This is a genomic window from Flavobacteriales bacterium, assembly GCA_016716605.1.
In the GTDB taxonomy this organism is placed as follows: Bacteria; Bacteroidota; Bacteroidia; order Flavobacteriales_F; family PHOS-HE28; genus PHOS-HE28.
This window is the reverse complement of the sequence record JADJWA010000001.1, coordinates 312,713-330,017: the sequence shown is the minus strand read 5'-3', so window position 1 is coordinate 330,017 and position 17,305 is coordinate 312,713. Positions and strand designations below refer to the sequence as shown.

The following is a 17,305-nucleotide window of genomic DNA, read 5'->3' as shown; positions in this document are numbered from 1 at the left end:
TCCAGGATATGATAGTAAAACTATCAAATCAAACATTTTAACGCTCATGTCTGTTATGGCGACTATCGGAGCCTGCAACTTCGCAGCCACGATCAGCATATGGACCGTTTGCTCAACATGGACGTGCAGGTGCGCGAGCGCGTCTTCACCAAGGATCCCAGCGGCACCGAGCTGGGCCACCGCATCCTCAGCACCAGCATCGAGCTTATCGATGCGCTGGGCTTCGAGGCCTTCACCATGGCGAAGCTGGCCAAGGCGCTGGGCACGGCTGAGGCGAGCGTCTATCGCTACTTCGCCAACAAGCACCGGCTGCTTGTCTATCTGGTCGATTGGTACTGGGCCTGGCGCGAGATCAAGCTGGCATTCGACACGGCCAACATCGCCGATAAGCGTGAGCGGCTGGAGCGCGGCGTCCGCAGCGTGAGCAGCCCCATCACCGAGCGCGGGCGGCATGAGTACGTGGATCTCCAGGCGCTCTACCGCATCGCGGTGAATGAGAGCGCGAAGGCCTGGTTCACCAAGGAGGTGGCCGCCGGCGACAGCGATGGGCATTTCGGCAGCTTCGTTCGCCTGAGCCATCGCTTGCGTGACCTGATCCTCGACGCCAAGCCGGGTCATCCGCATGCGCATGACCTAGCGGCGCTCGTGCTCGAGGGCAACGGAAGCCTGCGCTTCTTCCACGAGAACCTTCCCGCGCTCTTCGGCAAAGCCGCTAGGGGGAAGGATGCCGTCACCGACCTGCTCGTGCATCTCGTGCTCACTTCCATTGACGCCAAGCGCAAATGAACCCCATCACGCCCTGGCAGCGCCTCGTGCGCCTCTTGCGCCTCGATAAGCGCGAGATCGGGCACATCTACCTGTATGCCTTCGTGGGCGGTGCCATCGGCCTGAGCCTGCCCTTGGGCATCCAGGCCATCATCAACCTGATCAGTGGCGGGCAGGTGGCCACCAGCTGGGGCGTGCTCATCGCCTTTGTCACCATCGGCGTGGGCTTCACCGGCGTGCTGCAGATCATGCAGATGGCTTTGGCGGAGAACATCCAGCAGCGCCTTTTCGCGCGCAGCGCCTTGGAGTTCGCATACCGGTTGCCGCGTATCCGGTACGATGCCGCGCAAGGGCGCTATCTGCCCGAACTGGTGAACCGCTTCTTCGATACCATGACCGTGCAGAAGAGCATGGCGAAGCTCCTGCTCGACATCCCGCTGGCCATCCTGCAAATCGTCCTTTCGCTCATCCTGCTCGCGCTCTACCATCCTTTCTTCATCATCTTCGGGCTGCTGCTCCTGCTGCTGCTCATCCTCATCTTCCGATTCACCGGCCAGCGCGGCCTTGCCACCAGCTTGGAGGAGAGCACCTACAAGTACAAGACCGCCTATTGGCTCGAAGAGCTTGGCCGAAGCCAAGACACCTTCAAGATGGTGGGGCGCACACGGCTTCCGATCGATCGCGCCGACGAGCTTGTGGGCAGCTACGTGCGCGCGCGGAAAGCGCATTTCCAAGTGCTGGTCGGCCAGTACTCGGCGCTGGTCGCCTTCAAGGTCATCATCACGCTGGCGCTGCTCGCCCTGGGTGGGCTCCTGGTCATGAACGAGCAAATGAACCTGGGCCAGTTCGTGGCAGCCGAGATCGTGATCCTGGTGCTGCTCAACGCGGTGGAGAAGATCATCCTCAGCCTTGATCGCGTGTACGACCTGGTGACCGCGCTGGAGAAGATCGGGGCCGTCACCGACATCGCGTTGGAACGCACGGGCGGCCTCACCGTGGTTGGTGGTGATTCCGCGAAAGGCCTTGCCGTGGATGTGCGGTCGCTCACCTTCCGAAGCGGCTGGGGCGGGCGGAACGTGCTCGATGCGATCGACCTGAGGCTGGCTCCTGGCGAGAAGGTGTGCCTGAGCGGCCCCAATGGCTCGGGCAAGACCACCTTGCTGCGCATCCTCGGTGGAGGCATGCCCCCAACATCGGGGAGCGTGATGATCGATGGGCAGCCCATCTCCAGCCTCGAACTGGAGCATGTGCGATCGCTCATCGGGGACTGCCTGAGCGACGACGATGTGTTCACCGGCACCGTGATGGAGAACATCACCGTGGGCCGTGAATGGATCACCGAGCCGGATGTGGTGGAGGCCTGCCGCGTCACCGGCCTCATGGAGCAGCTCGCCCTGCTTCCCAATGGCCTGCTCACGCAGCTCGACCCGGAAGGCGCCCGGCTCCCGCGCAGCCTGGTGAAGCGAATCGTGCAGGCGCGCGCCATCGTGGGCAAGCCCCGCATGATCCTGCTCGAGGACAGCCTGCAGGACTGGGAGCCGAAGGAGCGCGAGCAGCTCCTGGGCTGGATCAGCGCGCCCGAGCGACCGTGGACCCTGCTTGCCGTGAGCAACGACCCCTGGTTGCAGCAGCGCTGCCTGCGCTTGCTGCACCTGCGCGATGGACGAATCATCGAGAACGCCTGACGCCATGCTCGACCTCAGCCCGCACAACGCCGTGCCCATGCTCGACCGCAGCACCTTCGGCTGCTTCCGCGTCATCGGCATCGCCAGCGCCAACCGCCTCTTCGCGCGCTGGCTCATCGCTGCTTGCGCCGTGGTGCTCATCGGCCTCTTCCTTCCGTGGACGCAGAACATCCGTGCCCGCGGCACCGTCACCAGCCTCAGCCCCGATCAGCGCCCGCAGACGATCCATGCCATCATTCCAGGACGCATCGAACAGTGGTTCGTCCAGGAAGGGCAGCTCGTTGAGAAGGGCGACACCATCCTCCGGCTCAGTGAGGTGAAGCCGGAGTACTTCGACCCGATGCTGCTTGACCGAACCCAGGAGCAGATCACCGCCAAGGAGCTCACCGCGCGCAGCTACGACGAGAAGGTGCGCGCGCTCGATGCGCAGATCGATGCGCTCAGCGGCGGCATGCGCATCAAGCTCGAGCAGGCGCAGAACAAGATCCAGCAGGCTCGCCTGAAGCTGCAGAGCGACAGCATCCGCGTGCAGGCTGCCAAGACCGAGATGCGCGTGGCCGAGGAGCAGCTCACCCGCGGCGATCAGCAATTCAAAGAGGGCCTTTTGAGCAAGGTGGAACTGGAGCGGCGGCAGGTGCAACAGCAGCGCGCCACCGCCACGCTCATCGATGCGCAGAACAAGCTGCTCGACGCGCGCAATGAGCTGCTCAACGCGAAACTGGAGGTGAACGGGATCCGCAACGATTACCGCGACAAGCTCAGCAAGGCCGAGAGCGAGAAGTTCGCCAGCATGAGCCAGATGTACACCACCGAGGCCGAAGTGAGCAAGATGCAGGTGGACCTCGCCAATTACACCGTGCGAGCCGGCAACTACTATGTCACCGCGCCGCAGCGCGGCTACATCACGCGGGCGGTCGTCACGGGCTTGGGCGAGACCGTGAAAGAGGGCGATCCGCTGGTGAGCGTGATGCCCGCAACGTTCGACCTGGCCGTGGAGCTCTATGTGCGCCCCATGGACATGCCGCTGATCACCAAAGGCCAGAAGGTGCGCTTCATGTTCGACGGCTGGCCCAGCATCGTATTCAGCGGGTGGCCCAATTCCAGTTACGGCACCTTTGGCGGGCGCGTGGCGGCCATCGACAACTTCATCAGCCCCAACGGTAATTACCGCATCCTGGTGGCAGCTGATCCGGAGGATGATCCCTGGCCGAACGCGCTGCGCGTCGGGGGTGGTGCCGTGGGCTTCGCGCTGATGAAGAATGTGCCCATCTGGTATGAGCTGTGGCGCCAGGTCAACGGATTCCCGCCAGACCTGTATGACGCCGCGCAGGTGATGAACGGCATGCGCGCGGAAGAGGAAGCAGGAAAGAAATGATGCGATCGACCACAGGCGAAGGCATGGCCATTGGACGGGCGCTGCAAACGGCGGCCGCGATGCTCGTTTGCGCGCTCTCTGCGGCGCAGGTGCCTGCCACCCTCACGCGCGAGGCCTTCTTGCGCTTGGTGCTCGAGCATCATCCGATGGCGCGCCAAGCCGCGTTGCGCAACGAGATGGGCGATGCCGCGGTGCGGAGCGCGCGCGGCGGATTCGATCCGGTGGCCTCGGCTTCCTACGACGCCAAGGACTTCGATGAGAAGAACTATTACAGCCTGGTGCAGGCCGGGCTGAAGCTGCCCACCTGGTACGGCATCGACCTGCTCGCGGGCATTGAGCAGGGCGATGGCGAATTCCTGAATCCACAGCTCACCACACCGAATGATGGGCTGCTGAAGGCGGGGGTGAGGGCATCACTCGGACAAGGGCTCTTCATCGACGAGCGCCGCGCCGCCCTGCGGAAAGCGCAGGCGTATCAGCGCGCCACGGAAGGCGAGCGCCGTATGCTGCTGAACTCGCTGCTGCTGCAAGCCTTGAGCGACCACACCGATTGGGTGGCGGCGCACGCCGCGTTGCGCGTGAGCGATGATGCCGTGGTGCTCGCGCAGATCCGCCTCGATGCTGTGCGCGGAAGCTGGCGCGGCGGGGACCGGCCGGCCATCGACACGCTCGAGGCATTCCTGCAATTCCAGGACAGGCTGATGCGCCAGCAGCAGGCCCAATTGAACGTGCGCAATGCCGCATTGAGGCTGAGCAATCACCTGTGGGATCCGTCCCAGCGCCCACTGGAGCTGCAAGAGGCCGTTCAGCCGGACGCGCGCGACCTCATCTCGCCCGCCTCATTCCTGCTGCCCGATACGCTTCTCACCACTGCGGTCGATGGGCATCCTTTGCTGGTGCAATCGCTCGCCAGGATCGATCAATTGGAAGTGGACCGCCGCCTGCGCAGCGAGTACCTGAAGCCCGACCTCGATGTGGAATATCAATGGCTCGGCGCCGCCAGCGCCATTGGCGCAAGTGAAGGTTCCCGGCTCCTGGGCGACGGCCAGATGGTAGGCGTGGGCTTCAGCATGCCGCTGCTGCTGCGCAAGGAACGTGGAGAGCTGGCCTTGGCGAGGCTCAGGCTGTCCGATGCAGGCCTCGCCGTGGACCGCGACCGGCAGATGATCCGCAACCGGATCCGTGAGCGCGCCAATGACATCGCGGTGCTGCGCCAGCAGACGGACCTTGGCGCCAGCATGGTGCAGAACAATGAGCGCCTGCTCAATGGGGAGAACCAGCGCTTCGCGGCTGGGGAGAGCTCGCTCTTCCTGGTGAATGCCCGTGAAGTTCCGCTCATTGATGCGCGCATCCGCCAAGTGGAGCTCGATGCGCGTTTGCGGAAAGCCTTCTTCGCGCTCGATCACGAGGCGGGCACGCTCTGGAATTCCTGGACGCGCTAGAACCATCGCCATGATCCACCTCACCATCCAGACCCGCACCGTTGAATCCGCCGAACGGCTTGCCCGGCACCTGATCGAGCGGCAGCTGATCCAGTTCGCGACGCTCGATACTGACCACGAGGAGCTCCTGCTGGTCAACGGCGAATTGCGGCGCGACAAGCAGCTGCTGCTGCAGGGCATGACCAAGGCGCTGCTCTACCGCGAGGTGGAGGCAACCTCCTATGAATTGCTCGGCGGCGACATCGTGCGGATCCACGCCACGCCCATCACCCACATGGATCCTGTGGCGCAGCGCAGCTTATTGGAGCAGGTGGCCAAAGCATGAAGCCATGAACAGCCGGTCGATTCTCCTCTTTCTCTCGGTCGCGATGCCTCTCGCGGGCGGGGCGCAATTCAACAATCGGCTCGATGCCGTGCAGTGGGTACAGCAGGGAGACATGCAGCTGCGCCTCGGCAACAGCGAGCAGGCGTTGCGGCTCTACACCACGGCTGTTGAGACCGACCGCGGCTTCGCGGATGCCTATATGAAGCGCGCAGCGCTGTACGAGCGCCTGGGCCAGCCGCAGATGGCCATGGCCGATATCAACCGCGCCCTCGAGCTGAATCCATACAGCGAGTACATCTTCGACCGCCGAGCCAAGGTGAAGCTGCTGATGAACGACGTGAAGGGCGCGGAGCAGGATTGGAGCGCGGCCATTCGATTGCATCCTTACGACAACCTTTTACGCGAGAGCCGAATCGATGCGTGGCTTGCGGCCGGCGAAGTGGAGCGCGCCATCGAGCAGCTCGACTCGCTGCTCATGGACAAGCCCAAGGACGTGCTGCTCTTGCTGAAGCGCGGTTCGGCCAGCTTGCAGAAGGATGACCCAATGGAGGCGTTGTCCAGCTTCGATGCGGCCAAGCGCCAATCGCCGCGCCTCGCCATCGCGCACGACCTGCGCGGGGTGGCCCTCATGCGCCTCAGGCTCTGGAAGGACGCGCTCACGGCACTCGATGGCGCCGTGCTCTTGGATCCCTATTTCGACCTCGCGCATTTCAACCGGGGACTTGTGCAGCGGCAATTCGGCAACGAGCAGCAAGCCCGCGCCGACATGGACAAAGCGCTCGAGTTGGCCTCGGACCGTCCGCACATCTTCTTCCAACGGGCGCTGTTGCGAAAGCAGGATGGCGACCTCGCGGGCGCCCGTGAGGATTATGATCGGGCGTTGGAGCTCGATCCGGGCTACCTCGAGGCGCAGTACAACCGGGCCTTCGTGCGCAAGCAGCTCGGTGATCACTCCGGGGCCTTCGCCGATGCCGAGGAAGCGCTGCAACGTTCGCCCAACGACCCGGATGCCTGGAACATGAAAGGCAGCATCCACTTGCTCTACGGTGAATACGCCCGCGCCATCGAGTGCTTCGACCGGGCGATCCAGCTCGACGACAGGCACTCCAAGGCCTACTTCAACCGCGCCATGGCAGAGCACATGACCTATAGGCCTGATCGAGGATGTGATGACCTGCGGCGCAGCGCGCAATTGGGCAACGAGAAGGCGCTCGACGCCTTGGGCTACTTCTGCGCGAATTGAGGGCTCAGCGATGCGCCATCATGGCGTGCATGCCGGCGATCAGCCGATTGAGGCCAGCATCCCGGTCAGCATCGGAAGGCTGCATGGCGCGCAATCGCGCGCATGAAGCACCCAGCCCGTCCGGATCCAGCGCATCGAGCTGCGGGCGAAGTGAATGCAGCACGCGCAGCACCTTATCATGGTCATTCGCCTCGCGGGCTGCCTCTAATGCCGCGATGCGCTCCGGTGCTTGCCGCTTGAAGATCGCGAGCACCATCGGGTCAGGTGAAAGAGCTCCTTTCCCTGCTTCAGGTGCTGGAGCCTCAGATGACGGCGTCGCTGGTGGCGCTGCGCGCTGCGCATCATATTGCCTCACAAGCTCCTTCATCTCCCCAGCCATTTCGGCTATTCGGGCTTGGAAGGCGCCGAGCTCCGTGCGGAGCTGCTCCATGACACGGCGGTGGCTGCGGCGCAGGACGAGAATGGCGGTCAGCAGGAGTATGATGCCGATGGCGCCAACAGCGATGATGATCAGCTCACGCTGCGCGATGGTCTTCTGGGCTTGGCCGATGGCCGTGCGCGCTGCGCTGGACTCGTATTCGAGCAAAGCGATGAGGCTGTCTCGCTCCTGGTGATAAGCCCTGATCATTTCATCGGCTTCCTGTGCTTCCCGCTCACTCTCTTTGGCGCATACGATGCGCCCTAGGTCGATGATGCGCAATGCCTCTGCTAGAGCGCGCTTGTGATCGCCGTTGGCCCGGTAGAGCGCCATCAGCTTGTTGCGCGCTTCCATGCCAAGCCGAGTATCATCAGCTGAATCTGCTCGTGCAGCGGCGTCCTGGAGGAGGATTAGCGCATCCTTGGTTTTGAGCAGCTCTGCGATCCGCATACGGGCATCGATTGACTGTGCGGCGTCTCCAGCTGAATCGATGCGGGCGAGTTCAGCGGCAACAGCTGCTTTGGTCGGGCGTGGCGGATCGTTCCGCGCTGATCGCGATTGAGCGGTCGTTTCCGCAACAATGGCGAGGACAAGGGCGAAGAGCGCAATGCGAAGCATGTGCGAAGCTAGGCCTGCGCCTTCAGCACGAAGCGCGCGGTGGTGCGGCTGCGCTGTTCCAGAAGGTTCTCCCGTCCTCCCGTCAGTCGGGCCAGCGTGGGTTCATCGTAGTGCCGAACCGTGAGCAGCTCGCAGCCCTCGTTGTAGCGCACCCAGTAATCGCCTCTCAGCTCCTCGATGAGCTGGCGGCTGCGCGGTGAATCGTCCACCACCACGCTGAAGGCCAATGCGCTGTTCTGCATCAGGTCGATGCGCACGTTGCGTTTCGCGAAGCGCGCGAAGATCCCACTGAGGTTCTCCTCCACGATGAAGCTGAGGTCCCGCGGCGTGATGCTGATGAGCAATTGCATCGGCTTCACGATGAAGGAGGGGATCAGCGAGTCATTCTCGCTCCGGACATCGATGGTGGTGCCGGGAGCGCCCAAGTCATCGAAGGAGCGCACGTAGAGCGGTATGCCCTTCTTCTGCAGGGGCTGCAAGGTGCGCGGATGGATCACGCTGGCGCCGAAGTAGCTGAGCTCGATGGCCTCGCTGTAGCTGATGTGCGAGAGAAGCTTGGTGTCGGGAAAGCGATTGGGGTCGGCGTTGAACATGCCGGGCACGTCCTTCCAGATGGTCACGCTCTCGGCATTGAGCAGGTAGGCGAAGATGGCGGCGGAGAAGTCAGAGCCTTCGCGACCGAGCGTGGTGAAGAAGCCGTTGGGCGCCGTGCCGATGAAGCCCTGGGTGACCAATCGGATGGGTGGTCGTGCGAGCAGGGGCTGCAGTTGCATCATGGCCATGGCTTCGCTGGCGGGCCAGTCCACGTTCGCCGAGCGGTGGCGGTCATCGGTACGGATCGCCAGTCGCGCGTCGAACCAATCGCTGATGATCCCCGCCACCCGGAGATGGGCGTTCACGATGATCGTGCTAAACACTTCGCCGAGGGAGACGATCTGGTCGTAGTCGCGGTCCACGTCGCCGCTGGGCATGCCTCGAAGGATGGCTTCAAGCCTGTCGAACTGGTCGCTCAGCTGCCCGGCCGCAATCTGGTCGTCCGGGGCCACCTCGTGCAGCACGCGCAAGTGCTCCTCGCGCAATGCAACCGCCTCGGCACCCGTATCCCTTCCATCCGCGAAATCCCAAGTAATGCGTTCCAGCGCGTTGGTGGTCTTTCCCATCGCGCTCACCACGATCACCAGATCGTCCAACGCGTAGTGCTTCACCACCGTCGCCACGTTGCGCACGCCCGCCGCGTCCTTCACGCTGGCCCCGCCGAACTTGAAGACCTTCATCCGGCGGCGATGGTCTTGAGTTGCTCCTTGCTCACGGAGCCGTTCCACCATTCCTTCGAGAAGGAGGCGCCCAGCCGCTCATAGAAACGGACGGCGCCGTGGTTCCAATCAAGCACTTGCCAGGTCATGCCATCGTGTTCCTTGCTCAGAGCGTATGCCGCGCAGGCCCGGAAAAGACCTTCGCCAAGGCCTTTACCCCTCGCGGCCTCCGTCACGACGATGTCCTCCAGGTACAGGCGGCGTCCCTTCCAAGTCGAATAGCGCTCATAGCACACCGCCATGCCTTGTATAATGCCATCGATCTCGGCTACCCAACCAACCCAGATCGGGTTCGGCCCGAATCCGGCATCGCGCATGTGGTCCAGCGTCACGGTCACCTCATCCGGTGCGCGCTCAAAGACGGCAAGCTCACGCACAAGTTCGAGCATGCGCGGCACGTCTCCTTCCTTGGCGCTGCGAATATTCATTTCCATGCGGTGCAAAGAAACGCCCGACCGATCTTCGCCTCGGAATCGCATCGCTCTCCCAAGCGCTTTCGTCCACTCTACACGGATCACATGGCCCACGTAAAGACCCTCGCCGAATTCATCACCGAGCGGCAGCACGAATTCACCTATGCCACGGGCGAACTGAGCCAGTTGCTCACCAGCTTCCGCTTGGCGGGCAAAATGGTGAACCGTGAGGTGAACAAGGCGGGTCTGGCCGAGGATATCCTGGGCGCGCAAGGCAGCGAGAACATCCAAGGAGAGCAGCAGCAGAAGCTCGATGTGTACGCCAACGATCTCTTCATCCGATTGCTGCGCAGCCAGGGCATGGTGTGCGCCGTGGCCAGCGAGGAGAACGACGACATCGTCCACTTCGACAACGGCGGCAAATACGTGGTGACCATGGATCCGCTCGATGGCAGCAGCAACATCGACGTGAACGTGAGCATCGGCACCATCTTCAGCATCTACCGCCGCGTGAGCACGGGTGATAAGGCCGTGATGGAGGATTTCATGCAGGCGGGCACCGCTCAAGTGGCTGCGGGCTACATCATCTATGGCAGCAGCACCATGCTGGTGTACACCACGGGCCACGGCGTCAATGGCTTCACGCTGGATCCAAGCATCGGCACCTTCTGCCTCAGCCATCCCGATATGAAGACGCCTACGGACGGGAGGACCTACTCCGTGAATGAGGGCAATCTCCACGACTTCGAACCTGCCGTTCAGCGCTACATCGACTCGTGCAAGAAGCAGCGGATGAGCGCGCGCTACATCGGCAGCCTTGTGGCCGATTTCCACCGGAACCTGATGAAGGGCGGCATCTACCTGTACCCCTCGACCGCCAAATCGCCGAAGGGCAAGCTGAGGCTGCTCTATGAAGCGAACCCCTTGGCCATGATCGTGGAGCAGGCCGGTGGCGTGGCCACCGATGGATCACGGCGCATCCTTGACATCAAGCCTGCTGAACTGCATCAGCGCTGCCCCCTATACATCGGGAGCAGGAACATGGTAGAGGCGGCGATGAAGGCCTAGGCGGCAATGGCCCTGGCCTGAAGCGAACAGAGGCACCGGGCAAGGCGTACTTTTGAGAACAATGGACCCGAAAGGCTTTGAGCCGCTCTCTATTTCAGCTTGGGGCTTAGGCTTGAAGCGCCCGCTGGTAATCGCCGGCCCATGCAGTGCGGAGAGCCCAGCACAGGTGCTGGATGCGGCGCGGGCCCTGAAGGCAGATGGCCGCGCCCAGGTGCTGCGCTCCGGTGTTTGGAAGCCGAGAACTAGGCCGGGCAGCTTCGAGGGCGCCGGTGATGCGGCGCTGGGCTGGCTGCAGGACGCCAAGCACGAGACCGGATTGCTGCTGGCTACTGAGGTGGCCACACCGGCACATGTGGAGGCTGCGCTGAAGGCGGGCATCGACATCCTTTGGATCGGCGCGCGCACCACGCCCAACCCCTTCAGCGTGCAAGCCATCGCCGATGCGCTGCAAGGGGTTGATGTCCCGGTGATGGTGAAGAATCCCATCAACCCCGATCTGCACCTGTGGGTAGGCGCCTTGGAGCGATTGAGCCGTGCGGGACTGCGGCGGTTGGCAGCGGTTCACCGGGGATTCAGTTGGTTCGAGCGCACGCCGTACCGCAACAGCCCCATGTGGGAGTTCCCGATCCGGCTGAAGGCGGCGCATCCAGGGCTTGAGGTCTTGTGTGACCCAAGTCACATAGCCGGCAGCACGGATAGGATCGGGTTGGTGGCCCAACAGGCCCTCGACCTGGGTTTCTCCGGCCTGATGATCGAGGTGCATCCCGATCCCGCTATCGCCCGCAGCGATGCCGATCAACAGCTCACGCCGGCCGCCTTCGGCCTCACGCTCGATGCCCTGATCTACCGGCAAGCGGTGCCCACGGATGCCATGCGCGATGGCCTCGAGGAGCTTCGAGACCTGATCGACCAATTGGACGAGGAGATCGCCCAGAAGCTCGGGACGCGCATGGATATCGCCGAGCGCATCGGTGACCATAAGCGGCTGCACCACGTTGCGATCCTGCAGCCCGAGCGCTGGGAGCGGATCATGAAACGGCAGCTCCGCATGGCTCGGCACCTGGGGCTGAGCGAGGCCTTTGTGCGCGAGTTCATGGATGCCATCCACCGCGAGAGCATCCGCCGCCAGACCTTTGAGGGTGCCGAAGGGCTATCCGTAGGATATAAAGAGAGCCAGTCGAAGGGCGCCTGATCCGGATCGGGCCTTCTCCTACATTCGGCGCGCCTGCAAGCAAACCCATTTTCCGGAACCGAAACCAATCAAACCAAATGAACGGACGAAAACTACTCTTGGCCGCGGTCGTCGCTGCTCTGCCCGGCCTGGTGCAAGCCCAGCTCGCCTTCACCAACAGCACCCCGTTGATGAGCGCCAGCCTCAGCGGCGGCTGCATGGGCGTGACGGACATGAACGGCGACGGGCTCGACGACATCGTGAAGCTGCACAACAGCCGCACGCTGTGGGTCGATTACCAGAATGCCAATGGCACCTTCACAACGGTGGACTACGGCAACATGAGCGGCAGCGGCCAATGGGGCTTCGCGGCGGCTGACGTTGACAATGACGGTCATAAGGACGTGGTGAGCGGTGGCAGCTACGATGGCACGCACTACCGGCGGATCACCGGCATCGGCCAGAGCACGATCAGCGACCTTAACAATGGCAGCCTCTTCACGCAATGCGTGAACATCGCCGACATCAACAACGATGGTCACAACGACTATTGGGCCTGTCACGACGATGGCGCGCCCAAGCAATGGCTCAACAACGGCAGCGGCACCCTCAGCTACGCTGATATCATCGACTACACCACCACCCCGGCCAGCGATATGAGCGGGAACTACGGCAGCGTGTGGACCGACTTCGACAACGACGGCGACCTCGACCTCTACATCGCGCACTGCCGCCAGGGCGTGAACAACCCGGATGATCCCCGCCGTTGGAACCGCCTCTTCGTGAACGACGGCAATAACAACTACACGGATCAGGCGGAGGACTACGGCGTTCAGGTCCGCTTCCAGAGCTGGACGGCCGACTTCGGCGACATCGATAACGATGGCGACTTCGATATGGTGCTCACCAACCACGACAACGATATCCAGCTCTTCGAGAACGATGGCAGCGGCCATTTCACCGAAATCACGGCCGGTAGCGGCCTGGAGTACGGCGGTTTCATGCTGCAGAGCAAGTTCGCCGATTTCGACAATGATGGCTTCGTTGACCTGCTCATCGCGGGGGGCGTGGAGTACTATTTCAAGAACGACGGCGATGGCACCTTCACCCGGATCACCGGATTGTTCCCCAGTGGCAAGGCCATGCACAGCTTCGCCACGGGCGATCTGAACAACGATGGCTTCGTGGACGTGTTCGCCAACTATGGCAGCAGCTACATCGGCACGGACAGCAACAACCCCGACCGCCTCTGGCTGAACAATGGCAACGACAACCATTGGTTCGGCGTGCGCTTGCAAGGCACCGTGAGCAACCGCGATGCCGTGGGCGCCCGGATCACCATCACCGGCCCATGGGGAACACAGATCCGCGAGGTGCGCTCCGGTGAGAGCTATGGCATGGTCACCACCTTCGCTGGCATGTTCGGCCTGGGTTCGCATACGGTGATCCCCACCCTTACCGTGCGCTGGCCCGCTGGCGGCACCGAGACCTTCAACGACATTGCCGCCGACCAGTACATCACGATCATTGAGAACACCTGCATCAGCCCGGTTGCGACGATCACGCCCATCGGCAATCCTGTCCTTTGCGGAAATGGTGATAGCGTGGTGCTGGAGGCGAATGCGGGCTTCGAGTACACCTGGAGCACCGGCGCCAGCACCCAGTCCATCAACGTGGCCACGCCGGGGAACTACTCGGTGGTGATCGACGATGGCAGCGGCTGCACCGGAACAACGAGCTTCTTCGTGCAGCAGAGCCCCGATGAGACGCCCTCTGTGACGGCCGATGGACCGACCACGATCTGCGAAGGCGGCTCGGTGGAGCTCAGCAGCTCGGTGGCCAACGGCTACGCCTGGAGCAATGGCGCAACCACCCAGCAGACCAGCATCTCGCAATCGGGAACCTATACGGTGACCATCACCGGCACGTGCGGCGAATTCACCAGTGCGCCCATCGACGTGGAAGTGCTCGCTGCGCCCATGCCGGTGGCCGATGACGTGATCCTTTCCGGTCCTGGCTCAGCCACGCTGGAGGCGGTCGGTGAGAATATCCAATGGTTCGCGGAGAATTCCGGTGGCCCGGCGATCGCTAGCGGCAGCACCTTCATCACCCCCTTCCTGAATTCCACCACCACGTTCTACGCCAGCGCAACCACGATCCATGGCGGCGGCGATTGGTTCGGAGGGCCGGCGGACAGGCTCACCACGGCTGCGCCCGGAGCCTATCATACCAATAGCGACAACTACCCGGTGTTCACCGCCTCCGAGGCCTTCACCATCGTGAGCGTGAAGGTGTATGCCAACGGTGCTGGCAACCGCACCGTGGCGCTCATCGATCGTGCCGATGGCAGCACCATTGCCAGCCAGGTGATCAACATCCCCGATGGCGAGAGCCGCATCGACCTGAACTACGCCGTGCCCGGCCCTGGCGAATATGGCCTGCGCTGCGTGGGCGGCAACCCGCAGCTCTGGCGAGATGGCAACGGCAGCAATCCCGCGTATCCGTATGCCCTCGGCACGGTCGGCGCCATTACCACCAGCAGTGTCACCGGGGCCAACGCGCTCAACTTCTACTACTTCTTCTACGATTGGGAAGTGGAGGCCGCAGGCGTGTCTTGCGAGAGCTTGCGCGATCCCGCCACGGTTGAGATCAGCGTAGGCATCGCTGAGAACGGCGAGGCCCCGATCGGTGTGTTCCCCAATCCGGCGCATGAGTCGATCACGGTTGTGGCGAATGGCGTGGCGGGCCTCACCGGCATCGAACTGCTGGATGTGACCGGTCGTGTTGCGCTGAGCCTGGGTGCCAGCAGCACTGGCATCAGCACCATCGGAGTGCAGGGCATTGCTCCGGGCGAGTACATCGTTCGGGTCCGTCATGCGTTGGGCACGAGCCACCAGCGAGTGGTTGTGCAGTAGGCCGGTGGCAATCGCTTGACAGAGCGCCCCGCGATCCCGGATCGCGGGGCGCTTCGCTTTGCTTGCGCGCCTTGGAGGGAAAGAGCTCGATCGGCGGTTACGGCCATGGTTGCCTCGTTCACCGAGCGCAGCGCCAAGGGGGCCGGGACTACCTTCGGCCACGTGAACAGCAAGCCGCACGATCGCATCGCCCTGGTTGGCGCCGGGTCCTTGGGCTGCGCCCTGATCGCGCGTTTGCTGCGCATGCCGATCCAGGGGATCTCGATCATCGATGGCGACCTCGTAGAGTCGGACAACCTCGAGCGGCAACCTTTGTATTCAGCTGGCGACATCGGTTCCGCCAAGTCGGCCGCTGCGCGTTCCCGGGTGCACGCGGGCGCACCGGGGATCGCAATTGCTGCCGTGGATCGATTCCTGGATGCGGGCAATGCGGATGAGTTGCTGATCGGTCATGGCATCGTTGCCGATTGCACGGACGACCTGCACGCCAAGGCATTGATCGATCGCACGTGCGCGAGGCTCGGAACCGTATTGGTGAGCGGCGCCCTGCATCGCGATCAAGGCCAGGTCCTGGTGCTGCATGCACCCGGTGATCGCGAAGGATTGTCGCGTGCCGATCTGTTCACTGGAAGGGTAGGGGCCGGGCAGGATGGCTGTGACATGCGTTTGGTCCATCAGGAGGCCATCGAAGCCGTGGCCGCACGTATGGCTGTGCATATCCGATCCTTGCTGGCCGGTGAGCCGGTGGCATGCGGCCGGCTCGAGATTTTTGAAACGCTGCCGCGACAATGGACGAGCTACCAGGCATCCGTGAACTGATCACCGTCGAGGAGGCGCGCCGCATCATCATGCAGCACGCGCCTTCCACGCCCGCAGAGTTCCGCGCGCTGGAGCACGCCGTGGGCGGCTTCGCTGCAGCCGATGCCTTCGCTGCCGATGATTACCCGCGATTCGATACGAGCGCTGTGGATGGTTTCGCGGTGGGCGAGGGGCACGGCCCATGGAAGCTCGTAGGGCGGATCATGGCAGGGGAATCCCTGCGGATCGAGCTGAGGCCTGATGAATGCGTCCGCATCTTCACGGGGGCTGCGGTGCCAGCAGGTGCGGCAGCCGTAGCCATGCAGGAGCATATCCGCACGGATGACGGCACTGTTTCGATGATGACGGGCGAGCTGAGGCCCGGTGCGAACATCCGCCGGCGCGGAGAATCTTTCATCGCCGGCGAACTGCTCCTGGCCAAAGGCGAGCGTATCGGCTCGGCGCAGATCGGCGTGCTCGCCTCGGGCGGCGTGCAGGAAGTGATGGTGGCCGCGGAGCCTCAAGTGGGCATCTTGCGCACGGGCGATGAGTTCATCGAGGGCGCGCAGCGCGATGAAGGGCGGATGCACAGCAGCAACGACCGCATGCTCATCGCTGCGGTCCGTGAGGCATGGCTTCCCACGGACGACGTGGCTTACTCTGCCGCCGATGACCGCGAAGCGCTGAATGATGCGCTCAAGCAGGCGGCAGCTGAGAACGACCTGGTGATCGCCACCGGCGGTGTCTCCGTCGGTGATCACGACCTCATGCGGCCCGTGCTCGAGGAGCTCGGTGCCACCATCCATTTCCACGGGGTGTTGCAGAAGCCCGGCAAACCCATGCTCTTCGCCTCACTCGGCCGCAAACAAGTATTCGGCTTGCCCGGCAACCCGCGTGCGGTGCTGGTCTGCTGGCACGCCTACGTGCTGCCCTTCATCCGGGCCATGCAGGGCGCGCGGGAACCTTGGCCGCGCTCGGAGCGGCTACCGTTGGCCGGCACCGTGAAACTCAAGGGCGGTCGTGCCGGGTTCCTCGCTGCGCAAGTGCGCGGCGGCATGGTGCATCTGCTGCCCGACGAAGGTTCGCACATGCTCACCACCATGGCCATGGCGGACGCGATCGCGTATTTCCCGGCAGACGGGCAGGCCGGCTCTTCGAAGGATGTTGAAGTCCTCTACCTGCCGCGCCCATGAAGCAGGGCTGGACCGGCGTGGTGCTCGCGGGCGGAAAGAGCTCCCGCATGGGCCGCGACAAAGCGCTCATCGAGGTCGATGGGCGAAAGCTCCTTGATCTCGCGCTGGACAAGCTCGAACCGCATTGCGCCGAGCTGCTCGTGATCGGCGCGCCGGAGAAGCATGGTGCCGTCGGTCCGTTCGTGATCGCGGATGAATGGCCCGGCAAAGGACCGCTCGGCGGAATAGCCACGGCCATGCGCTACGCATGCAACGATAGGCTCCTGGTGATCGCTTGCGATATGCCTGCGCTCAACGACCGCCTTTTCGATCTGCTGAAGGCGCAGGCAGGCCATGCCACGGATGCCGTGGTGCCCAGGCATGACGGATGGATCGAGCCGCTTGCCGCAGCTTACCACCGCAGCGCGCAGCCCGTCTTCCGCCGCTGCGTGGAGCTGGACGTGCTGAAGATGAGCGATGCCTTGAGTCAAGTGCGCACCAGCCATATTGAAGTGAGGCCAGGCCATGACGGCTGGCCATCGGATCTGTTCCGGAACATCAACGCGCCGAACGACCTTTGAGGC

The 17,305-nt window shown here is 63.2% G+C and carries 15 protein-coding genes; 12 read left to right on the top strand and 3 right to left on the bottom strand.

Annotated features, from left to right (window positions below; translation table 11 throughout):
* Positions 1-99 precede the first annotated feature (99 nt).
* The 6 genes from IPM12_01340 to IPM12_01315 are packed head-to-tail and all read left to right on the top strand — an operon-like array spanning position 100 to position 6,835.
* Positions 100-786 (top strand): TetR/AcrR family transcriptional regulator, encoded by a 687-nt coding sequence (locus IPM12_01340; GenBank protein MBK9146444.1) that lies wholly within the window; start codon positions 100-102, stop codon positions 784-786.
* Positions 783-2,450, top strand: a complete 1,668-nt coding sequence (locus IPM12_01335) for an ATP-binding cassette domain-containing protein (protein MBK9146443.1) — start codon at positions 783-785, stop codon at positions 2,448-2,450. Before IPM12_01340 ends, IPM12_01335 begins: the two co-directional genes overlap by 4 nt.
* A gap of 4 nt (positions 2,451-2,454) precedes the next feature.
* The gene (locus IPM12_01330) at positions 2,455-3,825 is read left to right on the top strand and encodes an HlyD family efflux transporter periplasmic adaptor subunit (protein ID MBK9146442.1); all 1,371 of its coding nucleotides are present in this window, start codon (positions 2,455-2,457) and stop codon (positions 3,823-3,825) included.
* Positions 3,822-5,267 (top strand): TolC family protein, encoded by a 1,446-nt coding sequence (locus IPM12_01325; GenBank protein MBK9146441.1) that lies wholly within the window; start codon positions 3,822-3,824, stop codon positions 5,265-5,267. The genes IPM12_01330 and IPM12_01325 overlap by 4 nt, the downstream gene beginning before the upstream one ends.
* A 10-nt stretch (positions 5,268-5,277) precedes the next feature.
* Positions 5,278-5,592 carry a hypothetical protein gene (locus IPM12_01320; protein ID MBK9146440.1) on the top strand — a complete coding sequence of 105 codons (315 nt, stop codon included), beginning with the start codon at positions 5,278-5,280 and terminating at the stop codon, positions 5,590-5,592.
* 4 nt (positions 5,593-5,596) lie between these two features.
* The gene (locus IPM12_01315) at positions 5,597-6,835 is read left to right on the top strand and encodes a tetratricopeptide repeat protein (protein ID MBK9146439.1); all 1,239 of its coding nucleotides are present in this window, start codon (positions 5,597-5,599) and stop codon (positions 6,833-6,835) included.
* Between the two features lie 4 nt (positions 6,836-6,839).
* Here IPM12_01315 and IPM12_01310 read toward each other — a convergent pair whose 3' ends face one another.
* From IPM12_01310 to IPM12_01300, 3 genes are all read right to left on the bottom strand, one after another.
* Positions 6,840-7,607, bottom strand: a complete 768-nt coding sequence (locus tag IPM12_01310) for an Hpt domain-containing protein (GenBank protein MBK9146438.1) — start codon at positions 7,605-7,607, stop codon at positions 6,840-6,842.
* Positions 7,608-7,879: 272 nt separating this feature from the next.
* Positions 7,880-9,145, bottom strand: coding sequence for an aspartate kinase (locus IPM12_01305; protein ID MBK9146437.1), 1,266 nt, complete (start codon positions 9,143-9,145; stop codon positions 7,880-7,882).
* Complete coding sequence (locus IPM12_01300) at positions 9,142-9,618, bottom strand: GNAT family N-acetyltransferase (protein ID MBK9146436.1); 477 nt, start codon at positions 9,616-9,618, stop codon at positions 9,142-9,144. The genes IPM12_01305 and IPM12_01300 overlap by 4 nt, the downstream gene beginning before the upstream one ends.
* Before the next feature lie 84 nt (positions 9,619-9,702).
* Between IPM12_01300 and fbp the strand changes: the two genes are divergently transcribed.
* The 6 genes from fbp (at position 9,703) to IPM12_01270 (ending at position 17,302) form a co-directional block, all read left to right on the top strand.
* Positions 9,703-10,665: a class 1 fructose-bisphosphatase gene (gene fbp / locus IPM12_01295; GenBank protein MBK9146435.1), complete on the top strand. Its 963-nt coding sequence runs from the start codon at positions 9,703-9,705 to the stop codon at positions 10,663-10,665.
* Positions 10,666-10,726: 61 nt separating this feature from the next.
* Positions 10,727-11,857, top strand: a complete 1,131-nt coding sequence (locus IPM12_01290; GenBank protein MBK9146434.1) for a bifunctional 3-deoxy-7-phosphoheptulonate synthase/chorismate mutase type II — start codon at positions 10,727-10,729, stop codon at positions 11,855-11,857.
* A gap of 77 nt (positions 11,858-11,934) precedes the next feature.
* Positions 11,935-14,751, top strand: coding sequence for a VCBS repeat-containing protein (locus IPM12_01285; GenBank protein ID MBK9146433.1), 2,817 nt, complete (start codon positions 11,935-11,937; stop codon positions 14,749-14,751).
* A gap of 162 nt (positions 14,752-14,913) precedes the next feature.
* Complete coding sequence (locus IPM12_01280) at positions 14,914-15,570, top strand: ThiF family adenylyltransferase (protein MBK9146432.1); 657 nt, start codon at positions 14,914-14,916, stop codon at positions 15,568-15,570.
* On the top strand, positions 15,540-16,742 hold the full coding sequence (locus tag IPM12_01275; GenBank protein MBK9146431.1) for a molybdopterin molybdotransferase MoeA: 1,203 nt from the start codon (positions 15,540-15,542) through the stop codon (positions 16,740-16,742). The genes IPM12_01280 and IPM12_01275 overlap by 31 nt, the downstream gene beginning before the upstream one ends.
* Positions 16,739-17,302: a molybdenum cofactor guanylyltransferase gene (locus tag IPM12_01270; protein ID MBK9146430.1), complete on the top strand. Its 564-nt coding sequence runs from the start codon at positions 16,739-16,741 to the stop codon at positions 17,300-17,302. The genes IPM12_01275 and IPM12_01270 overlap by 4 nt, the downstream gene beginning before the upstream one ends.
* Positions 17,303-17,305 lie beyond the last annotated feature (3 nt).

Coding starts and splice junctions, on each gene's coding strand:
- IPM12_01310 (MBK9146438.1), bottom strand. CDS start 7,607: ATGGAAGCGCGCAACAAGCTGATGGCGCTCTACCGGGCCAACGGCGAT.
- IPM12_01285 (MBK9146433.1), top strand. CDS start 11,935: ATGAACGGACGAAAACTACTCTTGGCCGCGGTCGTCGCTGCTCTGCCC.
- IPM12_01270 (MBK9146430.1), top strand. CDS start 16,739: ATGAAGCAGGGCTGGACCGGCGTGGTGCTCGCGGGCGGAAAGAGCTCC.
- IPM12_01305 (MBK9146437.1), bottom strand. CDS start 9,145: ATGAAGGTCTTCAAGTTCGGCGGGGCCAGCGTGAAGGACGCGGCGGGC.
- IPM12_01300 (MBK9146436.1), bottom strand. CDS start 9,618: ATGGAAATGAATATTCGCAGCGCCAAGGAAGGAGACGTGCCGCGCATG.
- IPM12_01325 (MBK9146441.1), top strand. CDS start 3,822: ATGATGCGATCGACCACAGGCGAAGGCATGGCCATTGGACGGGCGCTG.
- IPM12_01335 (MBK9146443.1), top strand. CDS start 783: ATGAACCCCATCACGCCCTGGCAGCGCCTCGTGCGCCTCTTGCGCCTC.
- IPM12_01320 (MBK9146440.1), top strand. CDS start 5,278: ATGATCCACCTCACCATCCAGACCCGCACCGTTGAATCCGCCGAACGG.
- IPM12_01290 (MBK9146434.1), top strand. CDS start 10,727: ATGGACCCGAAAGGCTTTGAGCCGCTCTCTATTTCAGCTTGGGGCTTA.
- IPM12_01330 (MBK9146442.1), top strand. CDS start 2,455: ATGCTCGACCTCAGCCCGCACAACGCCGTGCCCATGCTCGACCGCAGC.
- fbp (MBK9146435.1), top strand. CDS start 9,703: ATGGCCCACGTAAAGACCCTCGCCGAATTCATCACCGAGCGGCAGCAC.
- IPM12_01275 (MBK9146431.1), top strand. CDS start 15,540: ATGGACGAGCTACCAGGCATCCGTGAACTGATCACCGTCGAGGAGGCG.
- IPM12_01340 (MBK9146444.1), top strand. CDS start 100: ATGGACCGTTTGCTCAACATGGACGTGCAGGTGCGCGAGCGCGTCTTC.
- IPM12_01315 (MBK9146439.1), top strand. CDS start 5,597: ATGAACAGCCGGTCGATTCTCCTCTTTCTCTCGGTCGCGATGCCTCTC.